The sequence below is a fragment of the Yimella lutea genome (assembly GCF_006715095.1).
Lineage (GTDB): Bacteria > Actinomycetota > Actinomycetes > Actinomycetales > Dermatophilaceae > Yimella > Yimella lutea.
Genome location: NZ_VFMO01000001.1, coordinates 3,465,860 through 3,492,229, shown reverse-complemented (window position 1 = coordinate 3,492,229; position 26,370 = coordinate 3,465,860). Strand labels below are relative to the sequence as shown.

The following is a 26,370-nucleotide window of genomic DNA, read 5'->3' as shown; positions in this document are numbered from 1 at the left end:
ATTGGCGTCCGTGGACGGACGACTCGCGGTTCTGGGTGTGGACGCGATCGGTGAGGCCCTCTACCGGCAGGTGCTGCGCACACCGGGCCGGGCCTTGTCGGCCCACGTGCGTGAACTCGGTTGCTCCGATCACGACGGCGAACGCGAGGTGCAGCAGTTGCGCGTCCACCGCCTCGTCCGGATCTCCCAGGACGGGACGCTCAGCGCGGATCACCCCAGGGCGGCGCTCGAACGGGTCGTTTCGGTCGAGGAGGCGAAGCTGGCCACCCGTCGGCAGCAACTCGCTCGCCTGCGCGACTCGATCGATCAGTTCGCGACCGATTACCGCGTGGGACAGGAACGTTCGTCATCCACCCCGCCCACCCGAGAGCGGGTCGACGGGGCCCTGCTCACCTCCATGCACGAGCAACTCGCCGCGTCGAGTGTCGGGCCGATCCGGCGGACCCGTGCTCACCCGCCCGACCGGGACCCGACCGAATACCCGACCACGGTCGGCCAGGTCGAAGCGGGCCGTGAAGTGCGAACCCTCTACGTCGCTTCGGCCGTCGACGGCAGTGCCGGGTGGATGCAGCGTTGGGCCGACGTGGGTGAAGTGCAGCGGGTCGCGCCGTCAGTGCCCTCGGAGTTCGTGTGTTTCGGCACCGACGCCGCGCTGGCGACGACGCAGTGGGGCAGGTCGGACGGTGACTGGGTCATTCTGCGCGACCCGATGGTCGTGGCCGCGTTCGTCGAACTGTTCGACCGGCTCTGGGCGGGCGCCGCGACGGCGCCCGATGATGTCGACGGCGACGGACTGCTCGACCTGATGCGTCAGGGTCTGAAGGACGAGGCCATCGCGCGCGTTCTGGGCGTCTCGCTGCGCACGGTGCGTCGTCGGATCGCCGCCTTGATGGACGCGCACGGGGTCGAGACGCGGTTCCAGCTCGCTCTCGAGGTCGCCGAGCGCGCCGACCGCAACCGCTGAACACGACGGCAGCGAGACGCCCCGGCCGCAGGGAAGAGCCGGGACGCCTCGCTCGATGCGTCGGTGACGATGTCAGTGACGCATCCGTACACCGGTCAGTACTGCACCGGTGCGGTCACCGAGATGTGCAGGTGGTCGTAGTGACCGAGGGTGACCTGCCCGGCGTGGCGGTGCTCGCGCCAGCCCTTCTCGTTCAGACCCGGCTTCTTGTTCCAGATCTTGTTCTGCCAGATGACGTACTGGACATCGAGCTTGCCTGCGTACTTGCGCAGCCACGCGGCGGCCTGGTCACCTTCCTTCTTGGTCGCGCCCTTGGGGAAAACCCCGAACCTGCCCGGGAAGCAGTCGATCGCATTGCCGGAGTTGTGGTCCGACTTCTGGCCTGGACGGTAGGCACTCACGTCGCACTGGATGCCCGGGAACGCCTTGGCCATCTCCTTGCGGACGTGCGCGGCCCGCTCGGTGAGGTTCGGTGCCTGCGACATCGCGCTCGGGTGCGGGTTGTTACGCGGCGCCTTCGGCAAGGAGCCGTTGGTGCTGCCGGACCCCTTGCAGACCGGGATCCACAGGTTGGTCTTGATGTACGCGTGCGACACGTACTTACCGGGGCCGATCTTGTCCCACCAGTTCGTGGTCGACCGGGTGCCCTTGACCCACTGGCCCTTCGTCCGGCAGGTGATCTTGACCTTCGCTCCCTTCTTGAGCGAGCCGACGCGTGCCTCGTCGGTGGACGGTCCGGACCGCACCGACAGCGGATCGGACTTCGTCATCACGGTGCCGGTACGGATCTTGGACCCCTCGGCATGACTGACGGCTGCGTGTCCACCGACTGCGGTGCCCGCCATGAGCGACGTGCCGACAACGGCGTAGACGATCTTCTTGCGCTTGGATACCTGCATGGGTGTTTCCTCCCTGTGCGGTCGGGGCTGAACCGTGCCCCGGCGTCCGGCCGGGCTGTTCCCGAGCTGCGGACATGGAGTCGATGCAGCCGGGTGTCAGGAGGTGCCGTGTCAGAGGGAGCGGTGAACAGTCGATGGACGTCAGACGCCGTGTCAAACACCTGCCTGACAGTGCCGATGACCGTAAGAAAGGCCTGAAACGATGCCGATTTCACCCTCTCCGCGCCGTGACGTGATCGAGGCGTTCGCGAAGCAACTCCTGGATGTACGTCAGAGCGCCGGACAACCGTCCTACCGGGAGATGGCGAGCCGGTCGGGCTGTATCTCACACACGACATTGCACGAAGCCGCAGCAGGACGCCGGCTGCCGACCTGGGAGACCGCCGAACAGTTTCTGCTCACCTGCGGGGCTGATCCGACCGCTTGGCGGCATGAATGGCAGCGGGCACAGCGGTTGCAGTGGATCGGAGCAGGCCGCGAACCGGATGAACCGGTTCGGGACATCGGCAGCCCGCCGGTCAGCCCGGACGGTCATGCGCCGGATGCTCGGCGATACCTCTTGGCAGGCGCGATCGGAGCGGCAGCCGTCCTCGCGGCAGAGGTGGCCCTGAAGATCGGCATGCGGGCCTGAACCTCCGCTGAACGCAACTCGCCCCGGGAGCCGATGGCTTCCGGGGCGAGTCGCGGTTCACACAGGGATTCGTTCTTCGTGTCGATCACTGTCCTTTTCTCTGGTCGAACACCGACACCCCTACGACCGGCCGACCCCGGCGTCAGGCACCACATCGCGGGGAGCCATTGACACGGAGCTGACGTCTTACACCCGTTGACACGCAGTCGGACACACGAAGGAACAGGAAGATGACGAACGCGTCGCCGCAGCCGGGCACGAACGGTGCAGGGAACAACGGCACCGATCGTCGTCAGGTGATCCTCGGTTTCGCCCAGGCCCTGTCGGACGTCCGGCAGGCAGCCGGACAGCCTTCCTTCCGGCAGATGGCCCAGACCTCCGGGTGCATCTCGCACGCCACGTTGCACGAGGCGACCCGTGGCAAGCGACTGCCCACCTGGGAAGCGACCGAACAGTTCCTCATCGCGTGTGGGGTCGATCCGCACCCGTGGCGCGAGCAGTGGCGTCGCGCGAACCGATTGGTCAGTCGCCCGTCCACCGGGCAACCAGCTCAGCCGACATCCCGACCGGCCGTGACCGGCACTGCGACCGGCACCGCCTCACCGACCCGTGAACCGGACCGTTCGCAGCTTGCCGGCCCGTCGTGGAGTCCTCCCGGAGAGGAAGGCGATGAACGAGTGAAGCAGCTGCGGACCGAAGTCCCGAACACGGGACCGACCAGGACGATGCCGGTATCGGTCCGTACGCGACACGTCGCACGCCGCTGGGAGAAGCTCGGCACTCTGCTCGCTGCCATCGTCCTCATCGTCGGGGGTTACGCGGCTGCGTCCTGGACCCAGCAGTCCTCGTCCAACACCGCGAACGCGACATCGCCCACCGTGAGCAGGCCCTCTTCGACATCTTCGCCGTCGTCCGTCGGTTCGGTGCCCTGCCCGCGCCCCAACGAATCCAGCGTCCGCTCCTGGAAGTCCTCCCGCATCGACGGTGCGGCGATGGAGTACCGGTCCGGACGTCTCTCGCTGTGCGGGAAGGTTGCCGCCGGCGAGACGACGAAGCAGGGATTCACGCTGAAGAACACCGGCACGACGAAGATCTCGGGATGGACCGTGCACATGGTGAAGTCGACCGGCACATGTCTCACCGACGCCGACCGCACCGGACGCATCGCGGACCTCGACCCGGGCGAGACGTTCTCCGCGAGCATCGCTTTCCAGGCGCCCGATCGCGCCGGTGGGTGCAGCGCGGAGTTCGAGATCCGGGACGCGTCCGGCAAGCCCGTCTTCGACGAGGGCTTCACCGTCCCGTTCGCGGTCGTCGTCGCCTGAGCACAGCAGATCGGTGGCCGGTATCGTTGGCCTTTACGAGCCGGCCGACTGGCCGGCCTCGTTCCGTGACGGAGGGGTCTGAGCAGTCATGCCAGCGATCGTGCTCGTCGGTGCCCAGTGGGGCGACGAAGGCAAGGGCAAAGCCACCGACCTGTTGGGCAGCCGCATCGACTACGTGGTGAAGTTCAACGGCGGTAACAACGCCGGTCACACCGTGGTGATCGAGCAGCCGGACGGCAGCCGCGAAAAGTACGCGCTGCACCTGCTGCCCAGCGGCATCCTCACCGAGGGGGTCACCCCGGTCATCGCCAACGGCGTCGTCATCGACCTGGGTGTCCTGTCCGAGGAGATCGACGGCCTCAACGCGCGCGGCATCGACACCAGCCGCTTGCAGATCAGCGGCAACGCGCACGTCATCCCGAGTTACAACAGGGTGCTCGACAAGGTGACCGAGCGCTTCCTGGGCTCGCGCAAGATCGGCACCACGGGTCGCGGCATCGGTCCGACCTACGCCGACAAGATGAACCGCATCGGCATCCGCGTCCAGGACCTCTTCGATCCCTCGATCCTGCGCCAGAAGGTCGGTGCCGCGCTCGATGTGAAGAACGAGTTGCTGGTGAAGATGTACAACCGCCGCGCCGTCGAGGTCGACGAAGTGGTGGAGGATCTCCTGCAGTACGTCGAGCGGCTGCGTCCGATGGTCGTCGACTCCTCCCTCGAACTGTCCAAGGCGCTCGACCGCGGCGACACGGTGCTGTGCGAAGCGGGTCAGGCGACCCTGCTGGACGTCGACCACGGCACTTACCCGTACGTCACCTCGTCCAACGCGATCTCGGCCGGCGCCTGCACCGGCGCGGGCATCCCGCCGACCCGCATCGACCGCGTCATCGCGATCATCAAGGCCTACACGACCCGCGTCGGCGAGGGTCCTTTCCCGACCGAGTTGCTGGACGACAAGGGCGAGTTCCTGCGCAAGCAGGGCGCCGAGTTCGGCACCACCACCGGACGTCCGCGTCGGTGCGGTTGGGTCGACACGGTGATCGGACGCTACGCGAATCGCGTCAACGGCGTGACCGACTTCGTCCTGACCAAGCTTGACGTGCTGACGGGTCTGGAGACGGTGCCGGTGTGCGTCGCGTACGAGGTCGACGGTGAGCGCTTCGACGAGATGCCGATGAGCCAGTCCGACTTCCACCACGCGACGCCGGTCTACGAAGAGCTCCCAGGTTGGTTCGAGGACATCTCGCACTGCCGCACGTGGGAGGAACTTCCTGAGAACTGCCGCGCGTACGTGGAGTTCGTCGAGCAGCAGATCGGCGCTCGCATCTCCGTGATCGGCGTCGGACCGGGACGTGACGAGGTCATCGTCCGGCACGACCTGCTCAACGACTGACGTGCCCTCGAGCGTGCTTGTGGCCGCCGAGGCGGTCCGCGACACCCCGTCCTGGTTCGTGGCGACCATGTGGACGATCAGCCTGGTGATGATCGGGTCGGCGGCGTGGGCCTTGCTCGCCGCCTGGCTACGCCGCGGTGACGGACCGACCGAGGGGCGCCGCGCTCAGTCGAGCTGTCTGGCGGTCTTCGCGGTCCCCACCCTTCTGCTGGGGCTGTTCTTCCTGAGTTGGGCGATCGGGATCAGCTGAGTCCGACTGCGTCCGCCGCGGTTGTCGACCCGACGGGGGTACCACCGCCGCTGGATCGGGACGTGGGCCGGCTGGTTTCGGTCGGTCGGGACGGCCGGTCGATCGCCCGTAGAATGGTCGACCGTGACTGACGTGCAGCTTGACGACTGGGTTTCCCGACTGGCCGACGAAGTGATCGCCGACGCGGACAAGCGCGGCATCAAGGTCGTGTGCGCGTCCGGCATCTCACCGTCCGGCCCGATCCACCTCGGCAACCTGCGCGAGGTGATGACCCCGCACCTGGTGGCCGACGAGATTCGCCGACGCGGCATCGAGTGCGAACACATCATCAGCTGGGACGACTACGACCGGTTCCGCAAGGTGCCCAAGGGCATTGCGGGAGTGGATGATTCGTGGGCCGAACACATCGGCAAGGCGATCACGTCAGTGCCGGCGCCGCCCGGATCGAGAGCCGACTCCTGGGCCGCTCACTTCCGAGAGCAGTGTGAGCGCTCCCTGGCCGAACTCGGTATCACCTACCGGTCGATCAGCCAGACCGAGCAGTACACCTCCGGTGCCTACACCGATCAGATCCTGTTCGCGATGAGTCAACGCAGCGAGATCGACAAGGTGCTCGACCAGTACCGCACGCTTGCTGCCAACTCCACCGCACAGGTCGACAAGAAGTTGGACGCCGAGCAGGCCGCTGCGGCGGCCGAAGCCGCAGAGGGTTCAGGGGCAGCGTCCGAGGACGATGGCGGTTCGGGATCCGAGTACTACCCGTACAAGCCGTACTGCACCGTGTGCGACAAGGACTTCACCAGGGTCACCGGATACGACCAGACCACAGCGGAACTGCACTACGAGTGCGAGGCATGTGGCCACACCGAAACGGTCGACCTGCACACCTTCCACCGCGGCAAGCTGGTCTGGAAGGTCGACTGGCCGATGCGGTGGGCCTACGAGAAGGTCGTGTTCGAGCCGTCCGGTGTAGACCACCAGTCACCCGGTTCGTCGTACGCGGTCGGACTCGAGCTTGCGCCGATCTTCGGTTGGCAGCGTCCGATCGGGCCGATGTATGCGTTCGTGGGCATCAAGGGCATGGCGAAGATGAGTTCCTCGAAGGGTGGCGTGCCCGTCGCCGAGGACGCGCTGCAGATCATGGAGCCGGCTCTGCTGCGCTGGCTCTACGCGCGCCGCAAGCCGAACCAGGCGTTCGACGTCGCCTTCGACGCCGAGATCCAGCGCATGTATGACGAGTGGGATGCGTTGCAGCGCAAGGTTTCCGAGGGCAAGGGCCAGGCCGGCGATGTCGCGTCGTACACCCGCGCTTCCAGCACTTCCGCCGGCGAACTGCCCTCGACGCCGTACCCGGTTGCGTACCGCACGCTCGCGTCCATCGTCGACATCACCACGGGAGATGAAGCACAAACGCTGCGGATCGTCGGTCAACTCGACCCCGAGAACCCGCCTGCTTCCCTCGAGTCACTGCGCCCGAGGTTGACCTGCGTGGAGACCTGGGTCGCCACACGCATGGCGGACGAGGACAAGACTGTCGTCCGGGCGGAGCCCGACGCCGCAGCGATGGCCGCGCTCAGCGACAACCAGCGTGAATCGCTGCGAATCCTGCTGGACGGCAATGGAACCGAGCTCGGCGCCATCGAGGACGACTGGTCGCTCGACGGTCTGACCCATCAGGTCTACGGCGTGCCCAAGGTGATGCAGGGCGAGAGCCCCGACTTTCGACCCGACCGCAAGAAGGAGCCTGAACTCGCGGCCGCCCTCGGCGCCGCCCAGCGGGAGTTCTTCAAGTTGCTGTACAACCTGCTCATCGGCAAGGACACCGGCCCGCGGCTGCCGACGCTGCTGCTCGCGATCGGTCCGGAGAAGCTGCGCGCATTGCTGGGCTGAGCGCGCTCAGGCCGTCGGGTCCTCGCGGATCCGCTCGTGGTGGTGGATCACCTCGTCGATCACGAACCGCAGGAACTTCTCCCCGAACTCGGGGTCGAGTTGCGACTGCGCCGCGAGCGTGCGCAACCGTGCGACCTGACGTTCCTCACGGGACGGGTCGGCCGGCGGCAGGTCGTGCTCGGCCTTGTACTGGCCGACCGCCTGGGTGATCTTGAACCGCTCGGCGAGCAGGTGGATCAGCGCAGCGTCGATGTTGTCGATCGACTGCCGGTAGGAGCGCAGTCGCTGGTCTTCGGGGCCGTTCGAGTCATCCACCCCTCGATTCTCGAACACCGCTTCACCGGCGGGCCGACCGCGTCCGTGGAGTGGGCAACGGATGTCCTTGGGGATCAGGCCGGGTGGACGACCGTCATCCGGTGCGCTGCACGGGTGAGTGCAACGTAAAGCACGCGGACACCGCCGGGAGACTCTCGCGTTATCTCGTCTGGATCGACGATGACCGTGGCGTCGTACTCCAGTCCCTTGGTCGACATCGGGTCGATCAGGATGATCCGCTCGTCTGAATCGTTGAGCGAAGCGCCAAGTGCTGCAGCCCATTTCGCGGGTGTCACCACTGCGACGAGTCCCTCGACCTCGCCCAGCAGATCCTGAGCGGCGGTCACGGACGATTCGACGACATCAGGTGCTTCGAGGTCCTGTGGGCACACACCTGTCTCGCGCACGGCGTCCGGGATGTCCGCGTCGGGCACGTGCCGACGGACGACCTGAGCCGCGTACTCGAAGATCTCGCGGGCGTTGCGGTAGTTGGTGGTCATGTGGAAATGTCGGCGTTCCTTCTTGCCGAAGGCTTCCTCGCGGGCCCCGAGCGCCTCGGCCTCGTCCGGCCAGGACGACTGCGCGGCATCACCGACGACCGTCCATGACGCGTACCGACCACGACGGCCAACCATTCGCCACTGCATGGGGGAGAGGTCCTGTGCCTCGTCGACGAGCACGTGGGCGTACTCGCCCCAGCGACCGATCTTGCCCTGCAGCAGCCGTTCGCGGGCGTCGGTGGGGCGCCGCTCGAACTGCACTTCCTGCGCGGACGCGGCCTGTCCGGAGGTGCGAACCTCCTGCACGTCGTAGGCCGACGGGTCGTCGAGCAACTCGATCTCGTAGAACCCGCGCTCCTCGGCCTGGCGTTCGACGACGAGCCCGAGCCGGGCCGAGACGTCGTCGACCAGGGCGGCGTCGGCGACGCTCCACGCGCCGGTCGCGAGAGCGGCGTCCAGCGAATCGCCGAGCGCGTCCCGCTCCTGTGTGGACAGCAGACCGTCGCAATACCGTTGCAAGCGTCCACGATCGGTCATCCAGAGCAGCACCTCGCGGGGGTCGACCTGGGGCCACCACTGGTTCATGAACGACTCGACTTCGAGGTGGTCGCCGAACCGGTCGAGGAACTCCGACTTCTCCAGCGCGCCCACGTGTGGCCGCACCTGGGTCCACGCTGCCTCGCCGAGTGCGTCCTGCGCGGCAGCGGTCGCGGCGTTGTGCTGGTGATGACGCAACACCCGGCGGCGGATGTCGAGCAGTCGATCCCCTTCGATGCGCACCGGGTGACCGGAGATCATCGCCCGGAAACGTGTGGGTGCTCCCGGCGGCAGGTCGCGGGCGGCGCGGCCGAGAACCGGGCGGATTCGGAGGGAGCCCTTCACAGCTGCCGCGGTCGGCTCGTCGAGGCGGGTGGCGGTGATCCCCTCGATCACGTCGCCGAGCGAGCGCAGGGTGACGGTGTCCTCGCCGAGGGAGGGAAGAACACGCTCGATGTAGGCGGTGTACGCCGAAGAAGGACCGATGACCAGGATGCCGCCGTTCTCGTACTTGCGGCGCTCGGAGTAGAGCAGGTAGGCGGCGCGGTGCAGTGCGACGACCGTCTTGCCGGTGCCCGGGCCACCGCTGATCTCGGTGACGCCGCGGGCGGCAGCGCGGATCGCCTCGTCCTGGTGCTGCTGGATGGTGGCGACGATGTCGCGCATCTGTCCGCCGCGGGTGCGGGTGAGCGCAGCCATCAGCGCGCCGTCGCCGACGACCACCATGTCCTCAGGCGCCTCGGGCACCATCAGGTCGTCCTCGATGCCGATCACCTTCACGCCGCGGCTACGCAGCACGCGGCGTCGGATCACGCCCTTGGGATCGACCGGGGTCGCCTGGTAGAAAGCGGCTGCTGCGGGTGCGCGCCAGTCGATGACGAGCGGTTCGTACTCGTCGTCGCGGACGCCGAGGCGCCCGACGTACCGCACCTCGCGCGTGTCGCCGAGGTGGTCGGGTTTGTCGTGCTCGATGTCGAGGCGTCCGAAGACCAAGCCCTCGTGCTGGGTCTCGAAACTACGGCGACGGTTGCTCGCCTGGAACACCATCACGTCGCGTTCGAACAGGCCGGTGATCTCCTCCTCGCGTACTTCGCCGGTGCGTGAGGAACGGCCACGGGTGTGGCCCTCGGCCTCGACGAGGGCAGCCCGGTCGGCCGCCTTCTTCAGCTCGGCGTACACGCGGTCGACGTGTGCCTGTTCGCGAGACAGTTCACTCTCGATGGCGGGCGACACCGCATTCGTCGAGGACGTCGTCATTGCTTCCCCCAGCTTCGGTCGGGGACCGTACGCGTGAGCGCAGATCTCAACAGGCCGCGGCGGTTCTCGCGTGAGTTGCGTGGACCGCGCAAGTGCAAGAGTTTACGCAGGGTGCCGAGCGTGCTCAGATCAGACCGTCCTTGGCGGCGAGTACGCCGGCCTGGAAGCGTGTGGTTGCGCCGAGACGGTCCATCAATTCGCGCACCCGGCGCTCGACGGTTCTCTGGGAGACCTTGAGTCGTTTGGCGATCACGGAGTCGGTGGTGCCCGACGAGAGCAGTTCCAGGATGCGCTTGTCACGGGCATCGAGTTCGCCCGAAGTCTCCTGGGCAAGGCGCCACTCGCGACCCAGTCGCCAGGCCCATTCGGCCACGTTGCTGACGGCGGCCGCGGCGCCCGGAGTGCTGATCATCAGACCCAACGCCTCACCGTCCGGACCGTGCGCGTCGATGACCGCCAGACCTCGATCATTGACGATCGCGGAGAAGGGCAGGCCCGAGTGAAAGCGGTACAACTCGCCGGTGCTCTGCCGGGCGGTGACGACCTCGTTGAAGCGGGGGTGCGGGATCATCGACGTGTCCATCGTGACGCGAGCCGCGAGCTTGACGCCTTGTGCATTGCGGACGGGGGTCACGTGAAAGTCGGTCGGCAGTCCCAGCAGGTAGCGGGTGTACGGCGAGTTGTTGCGCAGCCCGACCACCTGAGTGCCGGACCTGGCCAGCAGTTGTTGGGTGGCCAGCGCAATCTCCTCGACACTGTTCAGGCGGTCGTAACCGCTCGGGTCGGGTGCATCGGCCGAACGATTGGCGTAGCTGCGGGATAGGGCAGAGGTGGACGCACGGATCGTCGTCGCGTACTCCTCCAGTCGGGCGGCGAAGGCGGGCAGTGCAATGTCCGGCGGGATCGCCTCCCACACGTCGTACCCGAGTGGACGAGCCAGGCTGCGACGTTCGAAGGCACGCATGCTCTTGTCGACGTACTCGGGCTCGAAGCCCCGACGGACGAATTCGTTGCGAGTGACCGACGGTGCTTCGAGCAGCGCCAGGTAGATCTCGGTGTGGTCGTCGGTCAGATCGAAATCGCCCACGATGGGAGGCGGCGGATTTCTGCTGTCCTCGCGTTGTTTCTTCCTCGTGTCGTCCATGCTCGTCCCCTCCTACCCGGCCCGTGCCCGACTCAACTCTTCGCCAGCGTACTGTCGGTTCACCGCCAGCGTCACAAGGCCGTCACGGTTTTTCTGGACATGGGCCGCTTCCGTGCGTAATAGTTGAGTCAACAACATTCCCGTTGTGCGAGCCCTTGAGCGCGTCGCCGAGTCCCCCTCCGGCCGACCCCAAGGCTCGCGGTGGGGCTCCTCCCGAGAGACCTCCCCCCTGACTTTCGGGAGGGCCCTGCCGTCTCTCTTTCTCGTTCCCGGCTCGGATCCTCGGTGGCTCCGGGCCTTTTCCGTGGTCTGGGTAGGGTCGGTCCCGTGAGAATTCTGGTGATCGGATCCGGTGCCCGCGAACACGCGATCGTGCGAAGCCTCGCCGCAGATCCCGATGTAGAGGCGGTCGTCGCGGCACCGGGCAACCCGGGCATGGCCGAGCTGGCGGAATGTCGACCTGTGGTGGCGACGGACCCGGCAGATGTACTTCGGCTCGCGCAGGCCGAGTCCGCCGATCTCGTTGTCATCGGCGCGGAGGCCCCGCTGGTCGCCGGCGTGGCAGATGTGCTGCGGGACAACGGCTTTGATGTCTTCGGTCCATCCGGTGAAGCTGCTCGTCTTGAAGGCAGCAAGGCGTTCGCGAAGGAGGTCATGGCGGCCGCCGAGGTGCCGACGGCGATGAGCCGGGTGTGCTCCACCGAGGCCGAAGCCCGGGACGCACTGGACGCGAGCGGCGCTCCGTACGTCGTCAAGGACGACGGGCTCGCCGCGGGCAAGGGCGTCGTCGTCACCGACGATCTCGAGGAAGCCGTCGCGCACGCGATGGCGTGTTTCGCCGGTGGTGCGCAGGTGGTCATCGAGGAGTTCCTGGACGGTCCTGAGGTGTCCCTGTTCTGCATCACTGATGGCGAGACGGTCATCCCGCTGGAGCCGGCGCAGGACTTCAAACGCATCGGCGACGGCGACGAAGGACCCAATACCGGTGGAATGGGAGCGTATTCGCCGCTGGACTGGGCGCCCGGCGACCTCGTCGATCACGTCGTCCGCACCATCGCGCAACCCACGGTCGACGAGATGAGGCGGCGAGGAACGCCGTTCTCCGGAGTTCTGTACGTCGGTCTGGCACTCACCTCACGCGGGCCGCGGGTCATCGAGTTCAATGCACGCTTCGGCGATCCGGAGACGCAGGTCGTCCTTGCCCGGTTGCGCACGCCACTGGCGTCCTTGCTCAGCGCAGCAGCTCGCGGCCGACTCGACCAACTGGAGTCGTTGCGCTGGCATACGCAGCACGCGGTGACGGTCGTGCTGGCGTCCGAGGGCTACCCGGCTGCGCCGGTGACGGGGGACGTGATCGAAGGGCTTCCTGTCGAAGGCGATGCGTACGTCCTGCATGCCGGCACGTCGTCGGACGACGGCCGTCTGCTGTCGGCCGGAGGGCGCGTGCTCTCGATCGTCGCCTTGGGTGACGGTCTGGCGCAGGCTCGGCACAAGGCGTACGCAGCGATCGACCGAATCGGCATGCGGGGCGGTCAGTTCCGTACCGACATCGCGCTGAAGGCCGAGCGCGGCGAGATCTCCGTCTGAGCGCTCAGGACACGACGAGGGCCCGGATCCGTGCGGATCCGGGCCCTCGTCGTGTCTCCGGGTCAGTTGCCGGTGACGGAGTCCTTGGCGTCGCCGAACGAGTCCTTGGCCTTCTCGCCGGCCTGCTTCATCTTGGCCCCCGACTGCTCGGCCTGGCCCTCGGCCTGCTGGCCCGGGTCGTTACGAGCGTCGCCGATCTTCTCCTGGGCTGCGCCCTTGAGCTCTTCGGCCTTGTTCGAGATCTTGTCTCCGATACCCATGCTCGGTCCTTTCCCTCTGACGACCTCACGGCGATTCCGTGGCCGTCGTTCCTTCCATCTTCACCCGCGGATTCGCAGATTTGGGCAGTCGGCGTCATCGGATTCGGTGGCCTCGGGAAGAATGTCGACATGAGTCTCGACCTGCCGGGATACGCCCACGCCTACTCGGGAAAGGTGCGCGATCTTTACACCCCCCTTGTGGGTGACGTCGCCCGCGACGACCAGATCCTGCTGGTCGCCTCCGACCGCATCTCCGCCTACGACTTCGTGCTCGACTCCGTCATCCCCGACAAGGGAAAGGTGCTGACCCAGCTCTCGCTGTGGTGGTTCGAGCAGTTGGCCGATCTCGTGCCCAACCACGTGATTTCCACGGACGTGCCGGACGCCGTTGCCGGTCGGGCGGTGTTGGTGGAGCGGCTGGAGATGGCGCCGGTCGAGTGCGTGGCTCGCGGTTACCTCACGGGGAGCGGACTGGCTGACTATCAGCGCTCCGGTGTGGTCTCCGGTGTCTCGTTGCCGGATGGATTGGTCGACGGATCGCGTCTGCCCGATCCCATCTTCACGCCCTCGACCAAGGCGCCCCTCGGTGAGCACGACGAGCCGATCTCCTACGACGAGGTCGTGGCCGAGGTCGGAGCGCCACTCGCTCAGCAGTTGCGGGACCTGACGATCGCGATCCTCAAGCGAGGCAACGAGATTGCGGAGAAGCGCGGGATCATCCTCGCCGACACCAAGGTCGAGTTCGGGCAGCGCCCGGACGGCACGTTGGTGCTCGCCGACGAGGTGCTGACGCCCGACTCCTCGCGCTTCTGGCCGGCGGACTCCTACGCGCCCGGGGGGCCGCAGCCGTCCTATGACAAGCAGTTCGTCCGGGACTGGCTGACGTCGCCGGCGAGTGGCTGGGACAAGAGTTCCGGCGAAGCGCCTCCGCCGTTGCCCGATGAGGTCGTTGACAAGACGCGTGCCAAGTACGTCGAGGCGTACGAGTCTCTCACCGGACGCCGATTCGACTGACGCTCAACGGAATCGGAGGGTGCCGCTCGTCTCGGGCGGTGGTGCTGGATCCTCGTCCGGGTCGGCGATCGGCTTCGCCGAGCGTGCCCAAGCCGCAGTCTCGCCGGCGCGGACGAAGGCTGTCGGAAAGTCGGACGCGGCAGCGCGGCGTCCGAGTGCGGCCTCGTCGAGCGTCGATGACGCGATCAGGACGTAGTTGCCGAAGCGTTTCTTCTTCATGACCTCGGTGGTGGTCAGGAGCGCCATCGTGTCGAAAGCCGTTGCGGCAGTAGCCAACACCCGCTTGAGGAAGGCGCGCTCCGGTCGGTCGGCGATGTTGAAGAGCAGGACACCGTTCGGTTTCAACACGTGCGAACACCGGTGCAGTGAGGCGGTCGTCACCAGGTCGCCGGGTATCCGGCCTTCGTCGAAAGCGTCGATGACGACGGCGTCCGCGCTCGCGTCGGCCAGCTGCTGCAGACCGGTCCAGCCGTCCGTCGGGCGCACCCGAATGCGGTGGCCACGGGGGAGCGGCAACTTCTCGCGCACAGCCTGAGTGAGCTCGGCGTCCGGCTCGAGGACGATCTGCGGTGAACCCGGTCGGGTGTGCTGGACATACCTGGGCAGCGTGAGTGCTGCCCCGCCGACATGGGTCACAGCGAGCGGTCCGGCGGGTAGTAGGTCGAGGACGCTCGCGAAGTGCTGGACGTACTCGAACGCCAAGAGCCCCGGGTCGCCGACATCGACGTAGGACTGCGGGTGCCCGTCACGCAGCACGGTGACACCACCGCGTTCGTCGTCTCGGAACTCGATGCGAGCGTTGTCGTCGGAGGGCACGGTGAGAGCCTAAGGCGGTGGCAGTGCGACGAATTGACCCGAGTGCAGGTAGGCAGGCCGTCCAGGACTGGTGTGCTGACCCGCAGGTGCCGCGTCCGACGCTCGCCACGGCGGTCCGTTACACGCTGGAGGAACTCGGTCTGCAGGCGCCGGGACGGTCGGTCGAGGTACGCGTCCCGCCGTTCGGTGCGGTGCAGGTGATCGAGGGAACGATGCACCGTCGGGGTACGCCGCCGAACGTCGTCGAGTTGTCCGCTGCGACCTGGCTGGCGTTGGTCGTCGGTGATCTGGCCTGGGCGGATGCCGAGGAGAGTGGCGACTTGCGTGCGTCCGGTGGGCGAGCGGATCTCTCTGCCTACTTGCCTTTGCTTCCGCGTCGACCGGTGCGTTCGTAGAGCCCGGACGCAGGCGCCTCCGCTTGTCGGAGCCCACGCACGCCGGGTGAGACCTGCGAGTTTTCGGCGCCAGATGTGCCGAACCCCGCCCGGAGTCGTGGGCGGGGCTCGATCAACAACTCGATCGACGAACGCGGTCAGCGCTTGGACGCGTCCCAGTGGCGGAAGCCCGCCGACGCCGCGATCTGCTCGTCCTTGAAGTAGACCTCGGCCTCGGTGTCGGCGTACGCCGGGGAGTCGGTCGTGTGGAAGAGCATCGAGTCGGCGTTGCCCTTGATCCAGCCGGTCGGGCCGGAGCCGTCCTCCTCGGGCATCGCAGAACCTGGACCGAAGGGACCGTCGGCGGGCTCGTCGGCAACCTCGGTCGACGCGGGGTCGGCCGGCGCCGCGGTGTCGGAAGCAAAGGCGCCGTCCGACGGCAGGTTGGGCTGCGCCGCGCGGGGAGTTCCCTGAATCTCACCGCTGCGCTGGTCATCCCGCATTGGAGCGACCTTGCCGCTCGGGTGCTGCTCCTCGAAATCCCCCAACGGCAGCGCGGGGGTCGACCATTCGCCGTCCCGCGACGCGGATGCATCTCCGGCCGGGTCATTGGGGTCGACGGCCGGTGTGGCGCTCGTCGAGGACCTTTGCTCGGCAGGTGCTTCTGCCGCGGGGTCAGCATCCTCGGCCGCCTTCGACTCGGCCGGTTCCGTCGGTTCCGCGTCCGCCTGAGCTGCCTTCGGCTCCTCGACAGAACCGTCTACTGCGGATGCTGCGGGTGGGTCGTCCAAGGGCGGGGGCGGGGTGGCCCAGTCGTCGCCGCCGGTCGCTGCGGGTGCCTCGGTCGAGGTGGGCTCAGCCTGCTCGGACTCCTCGGCGGGTTCGGTTTCGGACTCCGTCTTGGGTGCCTCAGCCGGTTCGTCCTTCGGCGCCTTGGCGGCACGTTCTTCCGTCGCGTGGCTCTCCTGTGCGGATGCTCCGGTGTCGGCCGGATCGGCAGACTTCGCCGACTCCGTCTTTTCGGCGGCAGCGGTTTCGGGTGCGTCGTCCAGGGGCGGGGGCGGGGTGGCCCAGTCGTCGCCACCGGTCGCAGCTGGTGCCTCGGCGGGCTTGGGCTCAGCCTGCTCGGACTCAGCCTTGGGTGCTTCAGCCATGGTTGCTTCGGCAGGTTCGGTCGCCTTCGGCTCCTCGACGGGTTCCGCAGTCGTTGCCGGCGCGGTCGTCTCGGCGGCGGGGGCAGCAGGAGCGTCGTCGAGCGGCGGGGGAGGGGTGCCCCAGTCATCGCCACCGGACGCTGCCGGCGCCTCGGCCTGCTTCGGCTCGTCGGCGGACTTGTCGGTCTTCGCCGCTTCGGCGGGAGCCTTGGCCGACGCATCGTCCAACGCGGGTGGTTCGGCGTCCCAGTCGTCTGCGCCCGAAGCGGCGGCGGGGGCCGCCTTCGGTTCGTCGGTCTTCGAGGTCTTGTCCGCTGTGTCGTCGGTGACGGGCGCGGGTTCGGCGTCCCAATCATCACCGGACGTGGCAGCCGCCGCAGCAGGCTTGTCCTCCACGGCGGGAGGCTCGGCGTCCCAGTCGTCCCCCCCGGATGCGGCAGGAGCCTCGGCCGGCTTGTCGTCGGCCACGGGCGCAGGGTCGGCGTCCCAATCGTCACCGCCGGACGAAGCAGCCTGCTCTGCCGGCTTCTCGTCGGCGACCGGAGCAGGGTCGGCGTCCCAGTCGTCGGCCGCACCAGCAGCGGGCTCGGCGGGTTCGGACTTCTTGGTCTCATCCTTCGTGGCGGCGTCGTCCTTCGCGTCCGACGTCGCAGCAGCGACCGCTCCGGTGGCGCCGACGGCTCCTGCGGCGGCGGCACCTCCGGCAGCGTTCGAGGGACCGGAGTCCTTCACCGGCTGCTCGGTCTTCGCCGTGGCCTTCTGCGGAGCCTCGCTCTTACCCGCCGTGACCTCCTCGGCGGGGGTCTGCTCGGTCTCTTCGACCTCGGGCTCAGGCGAGCCGACCTTCTTGTCGGAGTCGACACCATGGATACCGACCGACCCGCCGCGCTTGGGATCGCGCAGCACGATGATCGCCAGCTGGATGAGGATGATGATGACCAGGACGAGAATGACCCACTTCATGGGCACTCCTTCGCAGTGCAGAGAACGTGCAGGAACAGTGCAGGAACAAGACCTGTCGGCAACCCTAGCCACCGGTCGCATACCGTAGGCACGTGTCACAGCAAGTGCCCGACGAATCCGACGACGTCACCGACGTGAACGCCGACCCGGGGGTCACCCACCAAGCAGCCAGGGAAACCTCCGACGAACCTACCGGTGAGTCACCCCAGCTGCTCCCGGTGCGGCGTCGCCCGAACGTCCTGATGTTCGTCCTGACCGGGGTCGTGCTCGGAATCATCGCCGCCGTCGTCGTCGCGAATCTTCCTACCGACGATGCCAACTACTCGATGATGACCACCTTCGGTTACTTCGCGGCCATCTTCGGTCTCCTCGGCGCCATGCTCGGCGGCATCGTCGGCGTCCTGCTCGACCGCCGCGCCGGACGGTGAACACCTGCGTGGGAGGATCGTGACGTGGCTCGCTCCGACGGACGTCTCTCCCATGATCTGATCCCCGGCGAGAAGGGCCCGCAGGACGCCTGCGGAGTCTTCGGCGTCTGGGCCCCCGGCGAGGAAGTCGCCAAGCTCACGTACTTCGGTCTGTATGCGTTGCAGCACCGCGGTCAGGAGTCGGCCGGCATCGCGACCAGCGACGGGCGCAGCATCCTGGTTTACAAGGACATGGGTCTGGTGTCCCAGGTCTTCGACGAGTCGAGCCTGGGCAGCCTGCGCGGTCACATCGCGATCGGCCACACCCGTTACTCCACGACCGGCGGCAGCACCTGGGAGAACGCCCAGCCGACGCTCGGCGGCCACGCCGGCGGCACGGTCGCCCTCGCCCACAACGGCAACCTGATCAACACCGTCGAACTGCGCGAGATGGTCGACAGCGAGCACGCAGGCCGCACCGTCCGCGGCGAGATCGCCCGCGGTAACACCTCCGACACCGCGTTGGTGACCACACTGCTGGCCGCTGACGAGGACAAGTCGCTCGAGGAAGCCGCGCTCGACGTGCTCCCGAACCTCGAAGGTGCCTTTTGCTTCGTCTTCATGGACGAACACACCCTGTACGCCGCCCGTGACCCGTACGGCGTTCGTCCGCTCGCGCTCGGACGCCTCGAGCGCGGCTGGGTGGTCGCGTCCGAGACCGCGGCGCTGCAGACCGTCGGTGCGAGCGTCGTCCGCGAGGTCGAGCCCGGCGAACTCATCGCGATCGACGAGAACGGCCTGCGCAGCTACAAGTTCGCCGAACCAAAGCGCAAGGGATGCGTCTTCGAGTACGTCTACCTCGCCCGTCCCGACGCCGTGATCAGCGGACGCGTGGTGCACGAGGCCCGCGTGGAGATGGGCCGCCAGTTGGCCCGCGAGCACCCCGTCGAGGCCGACATGGTGATCGGAGTGCCGGAGTCGGGAGTTCCGGCAGCCACGGGTTACGCCCAGGAGAGCGGAATCCTGTTCGGACAGGGGTTCGTGAAGAACGCCTACGTCGGCCGTACCTTCATCCAGCCGAGCCAGACCCTGCGACAGCTCGGAATTAGGTTGAAGCTCAACCCTCTTGAGCACTCGATCCGCGGGAAGCGCATCGTCGTCATCGACGACTCCATCGTGCGCGGCAACACCCAGCGGGCGCAGATCAGGATGTTGCGCGAGGCCGGCGCCACAGAGGTCCACGTCCGGATCTCCAGCCCGCCGGTGCAGTGGCCGTGCTTCTACGGGATCGACTTCGCAACCCGCGCCGAACTCATCGCGACCGGGCTCGGCGTCGAGGAGATCCGGGCATCTATCGGTGCCGACTCGCTCGGCTACATCTCCACCGAGGGCATGATCGCCGCGACGAACCAGCCGCCTTCCCAGTTGTGCGCGGCCTGCTTCACCGGCGAGTACCCGATCGAACTGCCCGAGGACGGCCGCATCGGCAAGCACGTCCTGGAGACCCTGCCGATCGAGATCGCGTCCGGCCACGACCGCAGCATCACCCTCGCCCCCGAGGACCGCGTCGATCGTTCAAGCCGCTCCGGTGGTTCGGACGCCGAAGGTGTCGGCACCGGGGTCAGCGGCGGCGGGTCGGGTGCCCTCGACCACCCGTGAGCCGCACTCACCTCCCACTCAGCGCGAACGAGAGCAGACGATGAGCGACACCCCGATCACCTACGCCGACGCCGGCGTCGATGTCCATGCCGGTGACAAGGCGGTCGAACTGATGAAGGCGTCCGTGCGCCGCGCGCAGCGTCCGGAGGTACTGGGCGGACTCGGCGGCTTCGCGGGCCTGTTCGACGCCTCGATGCTCACCCGTATGCAGCGTCCGGTCCTCGCCACTTCCACCGACGGTGTCGGGACGAAGGTCGCGGTCGCCCAGGCGATGGACAAGCACGACACGATCGGTTTCGACCTGGTCGGCATGGTCGTCGACGACATCGTCGTATGTGGTGCCGAGCCGCTGTTCATGACCGACTACATCGCCACCGGCAAGGTCGTGCCCGAGCGCGTCGCCGCGATCGTCGGTGGCATCGCGGCCGCCTGTGAGCAAGCCGGTGTCGCCCTGGTGGGCGGCGAGACGGCAGAGCACCCGGACCTGCTGGAGCCTGACGAGTACGACGTGGCCGGTGCGGCCACCGGTGTGGTCGAGTACGCCGACCTGTTGACCTCCGACCGTGTCCGGGTCGGCGACGTCGTCCTGGGCATCCCGTCGTCCGGACTGCATTCCAACGGACTGTCGCTGGTGCGCAAGGTCGTGGCCGGCGCGGGATGGGGCTGGGAGCGTGAGGTGCCGGAGTTCGGTCGCACGCTCGGCGAGGAGGTGCTGACCCCGACCCGGGTCTATGCCGCCGACCTGCTGCGCCTGATCCGCACCGACGGCGTCGACATGCACGCGCTCTCGCACGTCACCGGAGGAGGCCTGGCGGCGAATGTCGCCCGCGTGTTGCCGCAGGGCGTCACCGCTGTCATGGACCGCTCCACCTGGACACCGGCACCCGTCTTCACCGTCATCGGCGAACTCGGTCGCGTGCCGCAGACCGACCTCGAAGCGACCCTGAACATGGGGGTGGGGTTCGTCGCGGTGCTTCCACAGGAGTCGGTGGAGACCGCCCTGGAGGTGCTGGAGTCGGTCGACCTGCCGGCGTGGCAGATGGGAACGGTCGTGTCCGCCGAAGACGCAGACACGACCCGCGGTGAGGTCATCACCGGCGCGAAGGGCGTGGACGCCGGTGGCGCCCAACTGATCGGCACCTACGCACGCTGAGCGGACGTCGAACGCACACTGACACCGCCTCGAAGCATCTTCGAGGCGGTCACCGGTGGTCGGGACAGATCACCGGTGCGAGGTCAGCGATGCGTACTGCTGGTCACCGAGAATTCGGTCACCCGACGAATCAGCGGTTGTGGGAAGCCCAATCCGCGTAGTCGTCGTAATCGTCGTCATCACCCTTTTCGTCGTCTGCGGCGGAACTCTCCGCAGATCGGGTGGAAGACGAAGCGCGAAGTTCGCGCTCCAGAGCGGTGAGGTCGGTGTCGGGAGAGAAGTACTTCAACTCCCGGGCAACCTTCGTCTGCTTTGCTTTGGCCCGGCCGCGCCCCATGGCGAGACCCCCTCGTGTGTGTTGCCGGTGTGCCCGTAACGAAGAACCCTCGAGCCGAAGCCCGAGGATCGATCATCCGGAGACCCCGGGATCTTTGGTATCTGTCGTGGGGTCAACGGTACATCAGGGAACGACCCACCGATGCATCAGTCACGAGGATGCTCGTCCGAATGCTGGCCACGCGGTCCGGGCCCCTCGTTATCGCTGGAATCGGGGGAGCTGGTGCAATCAGCGTCGGTGCCGGAATCCGCTTCTGCGCGGGCTGAATCAGCGATCTTCTCGTCGGGTTCGTTCGCCGCCTGGGTCGGGGAAGACTCATCCAGCACTTGCTTCGTCGGTGCGCGTGTCGACGTCGTCGTCCTTGAGGCGTCCCTTGGTCAGGAAGGCGCCACCGGCGATCAACAACAGGGCAAGGGCGGCAGCGGCGATGATCAGCGGTGCGTTGTTGTCGGTCTCGGACGTCGGCACCTCCTGGGCGGGCGGCGTCGGCTTCGAGGACGAAGGCGGGATCGTGGCCTCGGAACTGGCGTCGGCGCTGCGCGACGATGCGGCGGAGTCGGCGGGATCGCTCGCGCCCTCGACGGTGAAGTCGAACGTGCCCGAGATGGGGTGGCCGTCGGACGAGACCACGCGCCAGACGACCCGGTAGCCACCGTTCGCGAGCGGCGTCTTCAGGTTCTGGGTCACGCGGGCACCGCTGACGGCCGGCGTGCCCTGCGCGACGGTGCCTGCGGGCCCGTCGACCCGGACCGCGGCGCCTGTGCCAAGCACAGCATTGTTGAAGACCAGCGAGACCGCATCGATCGGTTCGGTGCGAGCGCCTGCCTTCGGGACCGAGTCGGTCAGCCTGTCATGAGCCATCGCCTGCCCCGGGTTGATCAGCAGCAGGGGCAAGAGCAGCAGTGCGAAGGTGACTCGCGCCAGGATCCGGAGCATGGGTTCATTCTGCCCACCACCGGATTCGCGGCATGTTGCGGGTTCATCCGGCTCGCGCTGCCACTCAGCAGACGCAGAAACCCGCTGCCATGGGCAGCGGGTTTCATCGATGTGGCCAGAGACGGGGTCGAACCGCCGACCTAGCGATTTTCAGTCGCTCGCTCTACCAACTGAGCTATCTGGCCAACTCCGCCCGGTGAAAAAAGCCCCACCGAACCTTTCGGCTCGGCAGGGCCTCGTCACCGAACTGGCGACCCCGACGGGACTCGAACCCGCGACCTCCGCCGTGACAGGGCGGCGCGCTAACCAACTGCGCTACGGGGCCTTGCTGTTGCAAGACCTGACTTGCGTATCCCCAACGGGATTCGAACCCGTGCCGCCGCCGTGAAAGGGCGGTGTCCTAGGCCGCTAGACGATGGGGACCTGTCCTGGTCAGTTCCACCGCCGAGCGAACTCGGCTCGGATCCGTTGAGGACCTGCGCAACTATAGGGGAGTCTTCGGAGGATTTCCAAAACGACCCCGGACGCCGGCCGATTCGAACGCATTTGTGCAGGTCAGCGCCTCGCGGCCCACTCCACGAGCCGGTCACGTTCCCAGGTGTTCACGATGCGTTCGATCGGGATGTCGAACTCCTGCGCGCGGGCGCAGCCGAACTGCAACAGGTCGAGCTGACCGGGCGCGTGGGCGTCGCTGTCGATGCTGAACAGGCAGCCGGCATCCCGAGCAAGGACGAGCAGGTCGTCGGGCGGGTCGCAACGCTCCGGGCGCGAATTGATCTCGACGGCGACATCGCTGTCAGCGCATGCCTCGAAGACTGCCTTCGCGTCGAAGCAGGACTGACCTCGCGTGCCCCGTGAACCACCGGTGAGGCGTCCGGTGCAGTGCCCGAGGACGTTCGTGCGCGGGTTCTGGACGGCGGCGATCATCCGACGGGTCATCGGCGCGGACGCCATAGCAAGCTTGGAGTGCACGGACGCGACGCGCAGGTCGAGCTGATCGAGCATCTCCTCGGTCTGGTCGAGTCCGCCGTCATCGAGAATGTCGACCTCGATCCCCTTCAGCAGGGTGAACGAGTCGGCGAGGTGGGTGTTGATGCGGTCGACGAGTTGCAACTGCTCGGCCAGGCGCGCCGCGGACAGTCCGTTCGCCACTCGAAGTCGCGGCGAATGATCAGTCAGCACGAGGTATTTGTGTCCGAGTTCCATTGCGGTAGCGACCATTTCGGGAATCGGTGATCCGCCATCGCTCCAGTCGGAGTGGCTGTGGCAGTCGCCGCGCAGCGCGGCCCGCACCTCTTCACCACCGTCCACCATCTTGTCCGGGTACTTCGCCTCGACGGTCGCCAGGTACTCCGGCCGCTCGCCCGCGAGCGCCTGCCGGATGACGGCTTCGGTCGACTTCCCGATCCCGGGAAGCTCGGCCAGGGTTCCGGCCTCCGCACGCTGTCGGAGTTCCTCGCGAGGTGTCGCCACCACCGTCGAAACCGCCTGACGGAAGGCCTTGACCCGGTAGGTGCCGGCTCGCGCACGCTCGAGCACGAAGGCGATCCGGCGCAGGGCGTCGACGGGTTCGATGACAGGTTCGGCCATACGGCGAGACTAAGGGGCGACGGGCGCCGCTATCGTCACCTGCGTGAGAGCCGGGCTGTTCGTCGCACTGCTGGCCGTGTCGTTGGCCTGGATGCTGTGGGCCCAGGCGCGGATGCAGCACCGTGTCCTGTCGTTCCTGGTGGGGCGCGCGGGGGGCAGTTCATCGCGCGGAGCACGGGTGACCCACCTGGTGCAGGCGGCCGCCGCGCTCATCGCCGTCCTGGTCCTTGCTGCAGCAGTGCTTGTCGAACTGCGCTGGAACGCGGTCTACCTGCGGGTGCCGCTCGCCGCGTCCGTCCTGCTGGTCTACGTGCCCTTCGCGGCCACTCTGGGTCGCACCAAACTGCGCAAGGTGCGTAAGACCGTCGAACAACGGATGAACGAACTGGGCGCCCCGCCGGCCGTCACAACTGCGATCGCCCGGGCGGGACGCCCGTGGAGCCTGTTCGGCTCGCTGGTCATGCTCGCGGCGGTGCTGATCCTGACCTGGCACCACCTGCGTAACTGACTAGCTCTTCTTCTCGTCCTCCGTGGACAGGTCGGTCGGGTTGGGCTCGTCGACATCGTCGACGGTCGTCTCGACCAGCTGCTGCTCGAACAACGAGGGGCGGTGACCCGAAGCGTCCGAACCGTCGGTGGCGCCGTTGTTGCCCGTACCGAACGCGTCCGAGCCGTGGTCGGCGTGCTGGGTGGACGGCCCGTCCGAGTTGTCACCTGCGGCCCGGTTCCAGCCCTCGTCGCTGTTGTCCGTCGACGCGCCGCGGTTGTCGGTGACGTTCTTCCAGATGGGGGTGTCGTCGACGTCGCCGGCCGGGGCAGCACCGGGAGCGTCCGATGCGCCCTCCGGAGTGGCGGAACCGGCAGCCGGACGTGACGCTTCGGCACGTAGGGCGTCCGAGCCACCTGTGCCGGTGGCCTCGTCCGAGGCCTTGTCGCTTCTGTTCTGGCCGTTGTTCGTGCTCTGGTCGGCGCTGCCCACGGTGGACTTGTTGTCCGAGGATGCGGACGCCGTCGTCGCAGGAACGAACGAGGAACGCGCGACGGCCGGCTTGGCGGTGCCGGCAGTGACCTGGCCGGCCGAACCCTGCTTGTCGGCCTGCTTCTCAGCCAGCTTGGACGCTGCCGTGTCGGCCGTGCGCGCGGCCGCGTCCTGGAAGGACTTGATCGCGAAGACCAGGCCCACGGCGGCGACGGCCATCCAGATGCGCGGGTGCCGCACACCCTTCTTCAGCAGGTAGTTCTCGGCCTTGGCGTCGAGCTTGAGCCCGCTGCCGGAGCTCAGCAGGCTCAGACTGCCGGCGGCCGCAGCGATCGCGGAGCCGGAGGTGACGGCGACGTCACGCTTGGTGTTGACCGGCTTGAGGCCGAGCGCGTCGGAGTTCTCGGCGGCCTTGTCGGTCATGAACAGCGAGCCGGCCGTGCCTGCGGTGTTCGCGACCGTGAGGCCCCGACGGGCCCAGGTGGGGATCCTGGCCGGGCGGGCAAGAACGCCCAGACCGGCGACGGCGGCAGCGAGCAGATTCTGGGCTGCGGGGGAGCGGAGAGCGGAGTTGTTCGGCATGGCTCCCACTCTAGGAGCCGACACCACCCGCGCGGCGGGCATCGGACGGGTCAAACAGGACCCAGGACTTGGCAAACGATCGGCAAACCTTGGCGTGGGGGCTTGGGTATGGCGCCAAGGGCTGGCACGGTGTTGAAAGGTCCAGTCCGACGACGCACAGGGGCGTCCAGGGTTAGAACGAAGTTTCAGGGGGAAAATCGAATGTCTCGCACCGTCCGCCGTCGATCCGTCATTGCAGCGGGGTTCGCAGCCAGCACGCTGGCCGCCTGCAGCGGGGAGGACAAGGCCGATCCCAAGCAGCCCGGAAAGAACCCGGACGCCGAATCGTCCGGCACGAGCGCTCCAGGTAAACCGTCGGGCAAGCCGAGTATCGACAACCCGCGGCTGATCGGTGACGGATCGACCGCGGACTGTGGTCCGCAGCCGCACCAACCCGAACCGGAGAAGCTGAAGCCGGGACAGGCCCCGCCGCAGTTCGTGGTGATCTCCTGGGACGGCGCGGGCGAGAACCAGGACATGCCGCCGCTGTTCGAGCGCTTCCTCAAGGTCGGCAAGAAGTACAAGTGCCAGCAGACGTGGTTCCTCACCGGAATCTTCCTGCTCCCCGAGTCGAAGCGAACGCTCTACAAAGGTCCGGGCTTCAAGGCGGGTGCTTCCGATGTCGGATTCCAGAAGGACGCCGAGATCCGCCGGACCATCGAACTGCTGCGCCAGGCCTGGCTCGACGGCCACGAGATCGGCACCCACTTCAACGGACACTTCTGTGGCGACAACGGTGTGGAGACGTGGTCCGAGGCGGACTGGCTGGACGAGATCCGCCAGGCCAAGAACGTCGTGCGGACCTGGAAGACGAACACCGGGTTCACCGACCTACCGCCGCTTCCATTCGATTACGAGAAGGAACTGGTCGGCGGACGTACTCCATGCCTGCAAGGGGTGAAGAACGTCCGTAAGGCGGCGAGCAAGCTCGGCTGGCGTTATGACACGAGTGCCGGGAACAACCAGGTGTGGCCGAAGAAGGACGGCACGCTGTGGGACCTGTCGCTGCAGTCGATCCCGTTCGCCGGCAAGGGCGGCACGGTGCTTTCGATGGATTACAACATCATGGTCAACCAGTCCGGCGGCACCAAGGGCGATCCGGCGAAACGTCCGGCCTGGCGCAAGCAGGCGGCCGACACTTACGTCGCCGGCTTCGAGCGCGCCTACGACGGCAACCGGGCACCGCTGATCATCGGCAACCACTTGGAGGGCTGGAACGGCGGCATCTACATGGACGCCGTCGAGGACGCCATCGGCCGGATGGCGGCCAAGCCGGACACCCGTTTCGTCACCTTCCGGCAACTGTGCGACTGGCTCGACGCCCAGGAGCCGGCCACCCTGGATGCACTTCGGGCACTGAACGACGCCCCCGAATCCGGTTGGTCGAATTTCCTGGTGAAGTGACCGATACCGCT

Annotated in this window: 25 protein-coding genes and 3 tRNA genes; 14 read left to right on the top strand and 14 right to left on the bottom strand. The window is 67.3% G+C overall.

All coding sequences use genetic code 11. From position 1 onward, the window contains the following. Window positions 1–10 precede the first annotated feature (10 nt). On the top strand, window positions 11–964 hold the full coding sequence (locus tag FB459_RS16805; RefSeq protein ID WP_141929307.1) for a helix-turn-helix domain-containing protein: 954 nt from the start codon (window positions 11–13) through the stop codon (window positions 962–964). A gap of 95 nt (window positions 965–1,059) precedes the next feature. Here FB459_RS16805 and FB459_RS16800 read toward each other — a convergent pair whose 3' ends face one another. Next, the gene (locus tag FB459_RS16800; protein ID WP_141929306.1) at window positions 1,060–1,863 is read right to left on the bottom strand and encodes a VldE C-terminal domain-containing protein; all 804 of its coding nucleotides are present in this window, start codon (window positions 1,861–1,863) and stop codon (window positions 1,060–1,062) included. Window positions 1,864–2,065: 202 nt separating this feature from the next. On the opposite strand from FB459_RS16800, the gene FB459_RS16795 reads away from it, so the two are divergent. The 5 genes from FB459_RS16795 to lysS all read left to right on the top strand — a co-directional run bounded on the left by FB459_RS16795 (window position 2,066) and on the right by lysS (window position 7,352). Then, window positions 2,066–2,494 (top strand): helix-turn-helix domain-containing protein, encoded by a 429-nt coding sequence (locus FB459_RS16795; protein WP_129624660.1) that lies wholly within the window; start codon window positions 2,066–2,068, stop codon window positions 2,492–2,494. Window positions 2,495–2,724: 230 nt separating this feature from the next. Beyond that, the gene (locus FB459_RS16790; protein ID WP_141929305.1) at window positions 2,725–3,819 is read left to right on the top strand and encodes an NBR1-Ig-like domain-containing protein; all 1,095 of its coding nucleotides are present in this window, start codon (window positions 2,725–2,727) and stop codon (window positions 3,817–3,819) included. Between the two features lie 88 nt (window positions 3,820–3,907). Continuing rightward, complete coding sequence (locus tag FB459_RS16785; RefSeq protein ID WP_141929304.1) at window positions 3,908–5,212, top strand: adenylosuccinate synthase; 1,305 nt, start codon at window positions 3,908–3,910, stop codon at window positions 5,210–5,212. A 1-nt stretch (window position 5,213) separates the two neighbouring features. Then, entirely contained in the window at window positions 5,214–5,462 is a 249-nt protein-coding gene (locus tag FB459_RS16780) for a hypothetical protein (protein WP_129624657.1), read from the top strand. A 123-nt stretch (window positions 5,463–5,585) separates the two neighbouring features. After that, window positions 5,586–7,352: a lysine--tRNA ligase gene (gene lysS / locus FB459_RS16775; protein WP_141929303.1), complete on the top strand. Its 1,767-nt coding sequence runs from the start codon at window positions 5,586–5,588 to the stop codon at window positions 7,350–7,352. A 6-nt stretch (window positions 7,353–7,358) separates the two neighbouring features. On the opposite strand, the gene FB459_RS16770 is transcribed toward lysS, so the two are convergent. The 3 genes from FB459_RS16770 to FB459_RS16760 form a co-directional block, all read right to left on the bottom strand. After that, window positions 7,359–7,667, bottom strand: coding sequence for a chorismate mutase (locus FB459_RS16770; RefSeq protein ID WP_141929302.1), 309 nt, complete (start codon window positions 7,665–7,667; stop codon window positions 7,359–7,361). Window positions 7,668–7,741: 74 nt separating this feature from the next. After that, window positions 7,742–9,961 (bottom strand): HelD family protein, encoded by a 2,220-nt coding sequence (locus FB459_RS16765; RefSeq protein WP_141929301.1) that lies wholly within the window; start codon window positions 9,959–9,961, stop codon window positions 7,742–7,744. A gap of 124 nt (window positions 9,962–10,085) precedes the next feature. Further along, on the bottom strand, window positions 10,086–11,105 hold the full coding sequence (locus tag FB459_RS16760; RefSeq protein ID WP_141929300.1) for a helix-turn-helix transcriptional regulator: 1,020 nt from the start codon (window positions 11,103–11,105) through the stop codon (window positions 10,086–10,088). 327 nt (window positions 11,106–11,432) lie between these two features. Here FB459_RS16760 and purD point away from each other — a divergent pair, with 327 nt between their 5' ends. Next, window positions 11,433–12,692: a phosphoribosylamine--glycine ligase gene (gene purD / locus FB459_RS16755; protein ID WP_141929299.1), complete on the top strand. Its 1,260-nt coding sequence runs from the start codon at window positions 11,433–11,435 to the stop codon at window positions 12,690–12,692. Window positions 12,693–12,754: 62 nt separating this feature from the next. Here the strand turns inward: purD and FB459_RS16750 are convergent, their stop codons facing one another. Continuing rightward, entirely contained in the window at window positions 12,755–12,952 is a 198-nt protein-coding gene (locus FB459_RS16750; RefSeq protein WP_141929298.1) for a CsbD family protein, read from the bottom strand. A 129-nt stretch (window positions 12,953–13,081) separates the two neighbouring features. Between FB459_RS16750 and FB459_RS16745 the strand changes: the two genes are divergently transcribed. Next, entirely contained in the window at window positions 13,082–13,966 is an 885-nt protein-coding gene (locus FB459_RS16745) for a phosphoribosylaminoimidazolesuccinocarboxamide synthase (protein WP_141929297.1), read from the top strand. Between the two features lie 3 nt (window positions 13,967–13,969). On the opposite strand, the gene FB459_RS16740 is transcribed toward FB459_RS16745, so the two are convergent. After that, a complete protein-coding gene (locus FB459_RS16740) occupies window positions 13,970–14,782 on the bottom strand; it encodes a spermidine synthase (RefSeq protein ID WP_141929296.1) in 813 nt (270 codons plus the stop codon). Between the two features lie 23 nt (window positions 14,783–14,805). On the opposite strand from FB459_RS16740, the gene FB459_RS16735 reads away from it, so the two are divergent. Beyond that, a complete protein-coding gene (locus FB459_RS16735; protein ID WP_425472387.1) occupies window positions 14,806–15,177 on the top strand; it encodes a sterol carrier family protein in 372 nt (123 codons plus the stop codon). 137 nt (window positions 15,178–15,314) lie between these two features. Here FB459_RS16735 and FB459_RS16730 read toward each other — a convergent pair whose 3' ends face one another. Continuing rightward, window positions 15,315–17,273, bottom strand: a complete 1,959-nt coding sequence (locus FB459_RS16730) for a sunset domain-containing protein (protein WP_141929294.1) — start codon at window positions 17,271–17,273, stop codon at window positions 15,315–15,317. Between the two features lie 92 nt (window positions 17,274–17,365). Between FB459_RS16730 and FB459_RS16725 the strand changes: the two genes are divergently transcribed. The 3 genes from FB459_RS16725 to purM are packed head-to-tail and all read left to right on the top strand — an operon-like array spanning window position 17,366 to window position 20,492. After that, the gene (locus FB459_RS16725; protein ID WP_141929293.1) at window positions 17,366–17,701 is read left to right on the top strand and encodes a cytidylyltransferase family protein; all 336 of its coding nucleotides are present in this window, start codon (window positions 17,366–17,368) and stop codon (window positions 17,699–17,701) included. 24 nt (window positions 17,702–17,725) lie between these two features. Continuing rightward, window positions 17,726–19,339 (top strand): amidophosphoribosyltransferase, encoded by a 1,614-nt coding sequence (gene purF / locus FB459_RS16720; RefSeq protein ID WP_141929292.1) that lies wholly within the window; start codon window positions 17,726–17,728, stop codon window positions 19,337–19,339. Window positions 19,340–19,379: 40 nt separating this feature from the next. Continuing rightward, entirely contained in the window at window positions 19,380–20,492 is a 1,113-nt protein-coding gene (purM, locus tag FB459_RS16715) for a phosphoribosylformylglycinamidine cyclo-ligase (RefSeq protein ID WP_141929291.1), read from the top strand. A gap of 130 nt (window positions 20,493–20,622) precedes the next feature. On the opposite strand, the gene FB459_RS16710 is transcribed toward purM, so the two are convergent. From FB459_RS16710 to FB459_RS16685, 6 genes are all read right to left on the bottom strand, one after another. Next, window positions 20,623–20,829, bottom strand: coding sequence for a DUF3073 domain-containing protein (locus tag FB459_RS16710; RefSeq protein ID WP_129624644.1), 207 nt, complete (start codon window positions 20,827–20,829; stop codon window positions 20,623–20,625). 315 nt (window positions 20,830–21,144) lie between these two features. Then, entirely contained in the window at window positions 21,145–21,765 is a 621-nt protein-coding gene (locus tag FB459_RS16705; RefSeq protein ID WP_141929290.1) for a copper resistance CopC family protein, read from the bottom strand. A gap of 112 nt (window positions 21,766–21,877) precedes the next feature. After that, window positions 21,878–21,950: transfer RNA gene (locus FB459_RS16700), tRNA-Phe, on the bottom strand. A 63-nt stretch (window positions 21,951–22,013) separates the two neighbouring features. Beyond that, a tRNA-Asp gene (locus tag FB459_RS16695) sits at window positions 22,014–22,090 on the bottom strand. A gap of 25 nt (window positions 22,091–22,115) precedes the next feature. Next, window positions 22,116–22,188, bottom strand: a tRNA-Glu gene (locus FB459_RS16690). Between the two features lie 132 nt (window positions 22,189–22,320). Beyond that, on the bottom strand, window positions 22,321–23,355 hold the full coding sequence (locus tag FB459_RS16685) for a PHP domain-containing protein (RefSeq protein ID WP_141929289.1): 1,035 nt from the start codon (window positions 23,353–23,355) through the stop codon (window positions 22,321–22,323). Between the two features lie 43 nt (window positions 23,356–23,398). Here FB459_RS16685 and FB459_RS16680 point away from each other — a divergent pair, with 43 nt between their 5' ends. Then, window positions 23,399–23,863 carry a hypothetical protein gene (locus FB459_RS16680; protein WP_141929288.1) on the top strand — a complete coding sequence of 155 codons (465 nt, stop codon included), beginning with the start codon at window positions 23,399–23,401 and terminating at the stop codon, window positions 23,861–23,863. Here the strand turns inward: FB459_RS16680 and FB459_RS16675 are convergent, their stop codons facing one another. Continuing rightward, window positions 23,864–24,916, bottom strand: coding sequence for a hypothetical protein (locus tag FB459_RS16675; RefSeq protein ID WP_141929287.1), 1,053 nt, complete (start codon window positions 24,914–24,916; stop codon window positions 23,864–23,866). A 201-nt stretch (window positions 24,917–25,117) separates the two neighbouring features. On the opposite strand from FB459_RS16675, the gene FB459_RS16670 reads away from it, so the two are divergent. Next, window positions 25,118–26,359: a polysaccharide deacetylase family protein gene (locus FB459_RS16670; RefSeq protein WP_141929286.1), complete on the top strand. Its 1,242-nt coding sequence runs from the start codon at window positions 25,118–25,120 to the stop codon at window positions 26,357–26,359. The last annotated feature ends 11 nt before the right edge of the window (window positions 26,360–26,370 follow it).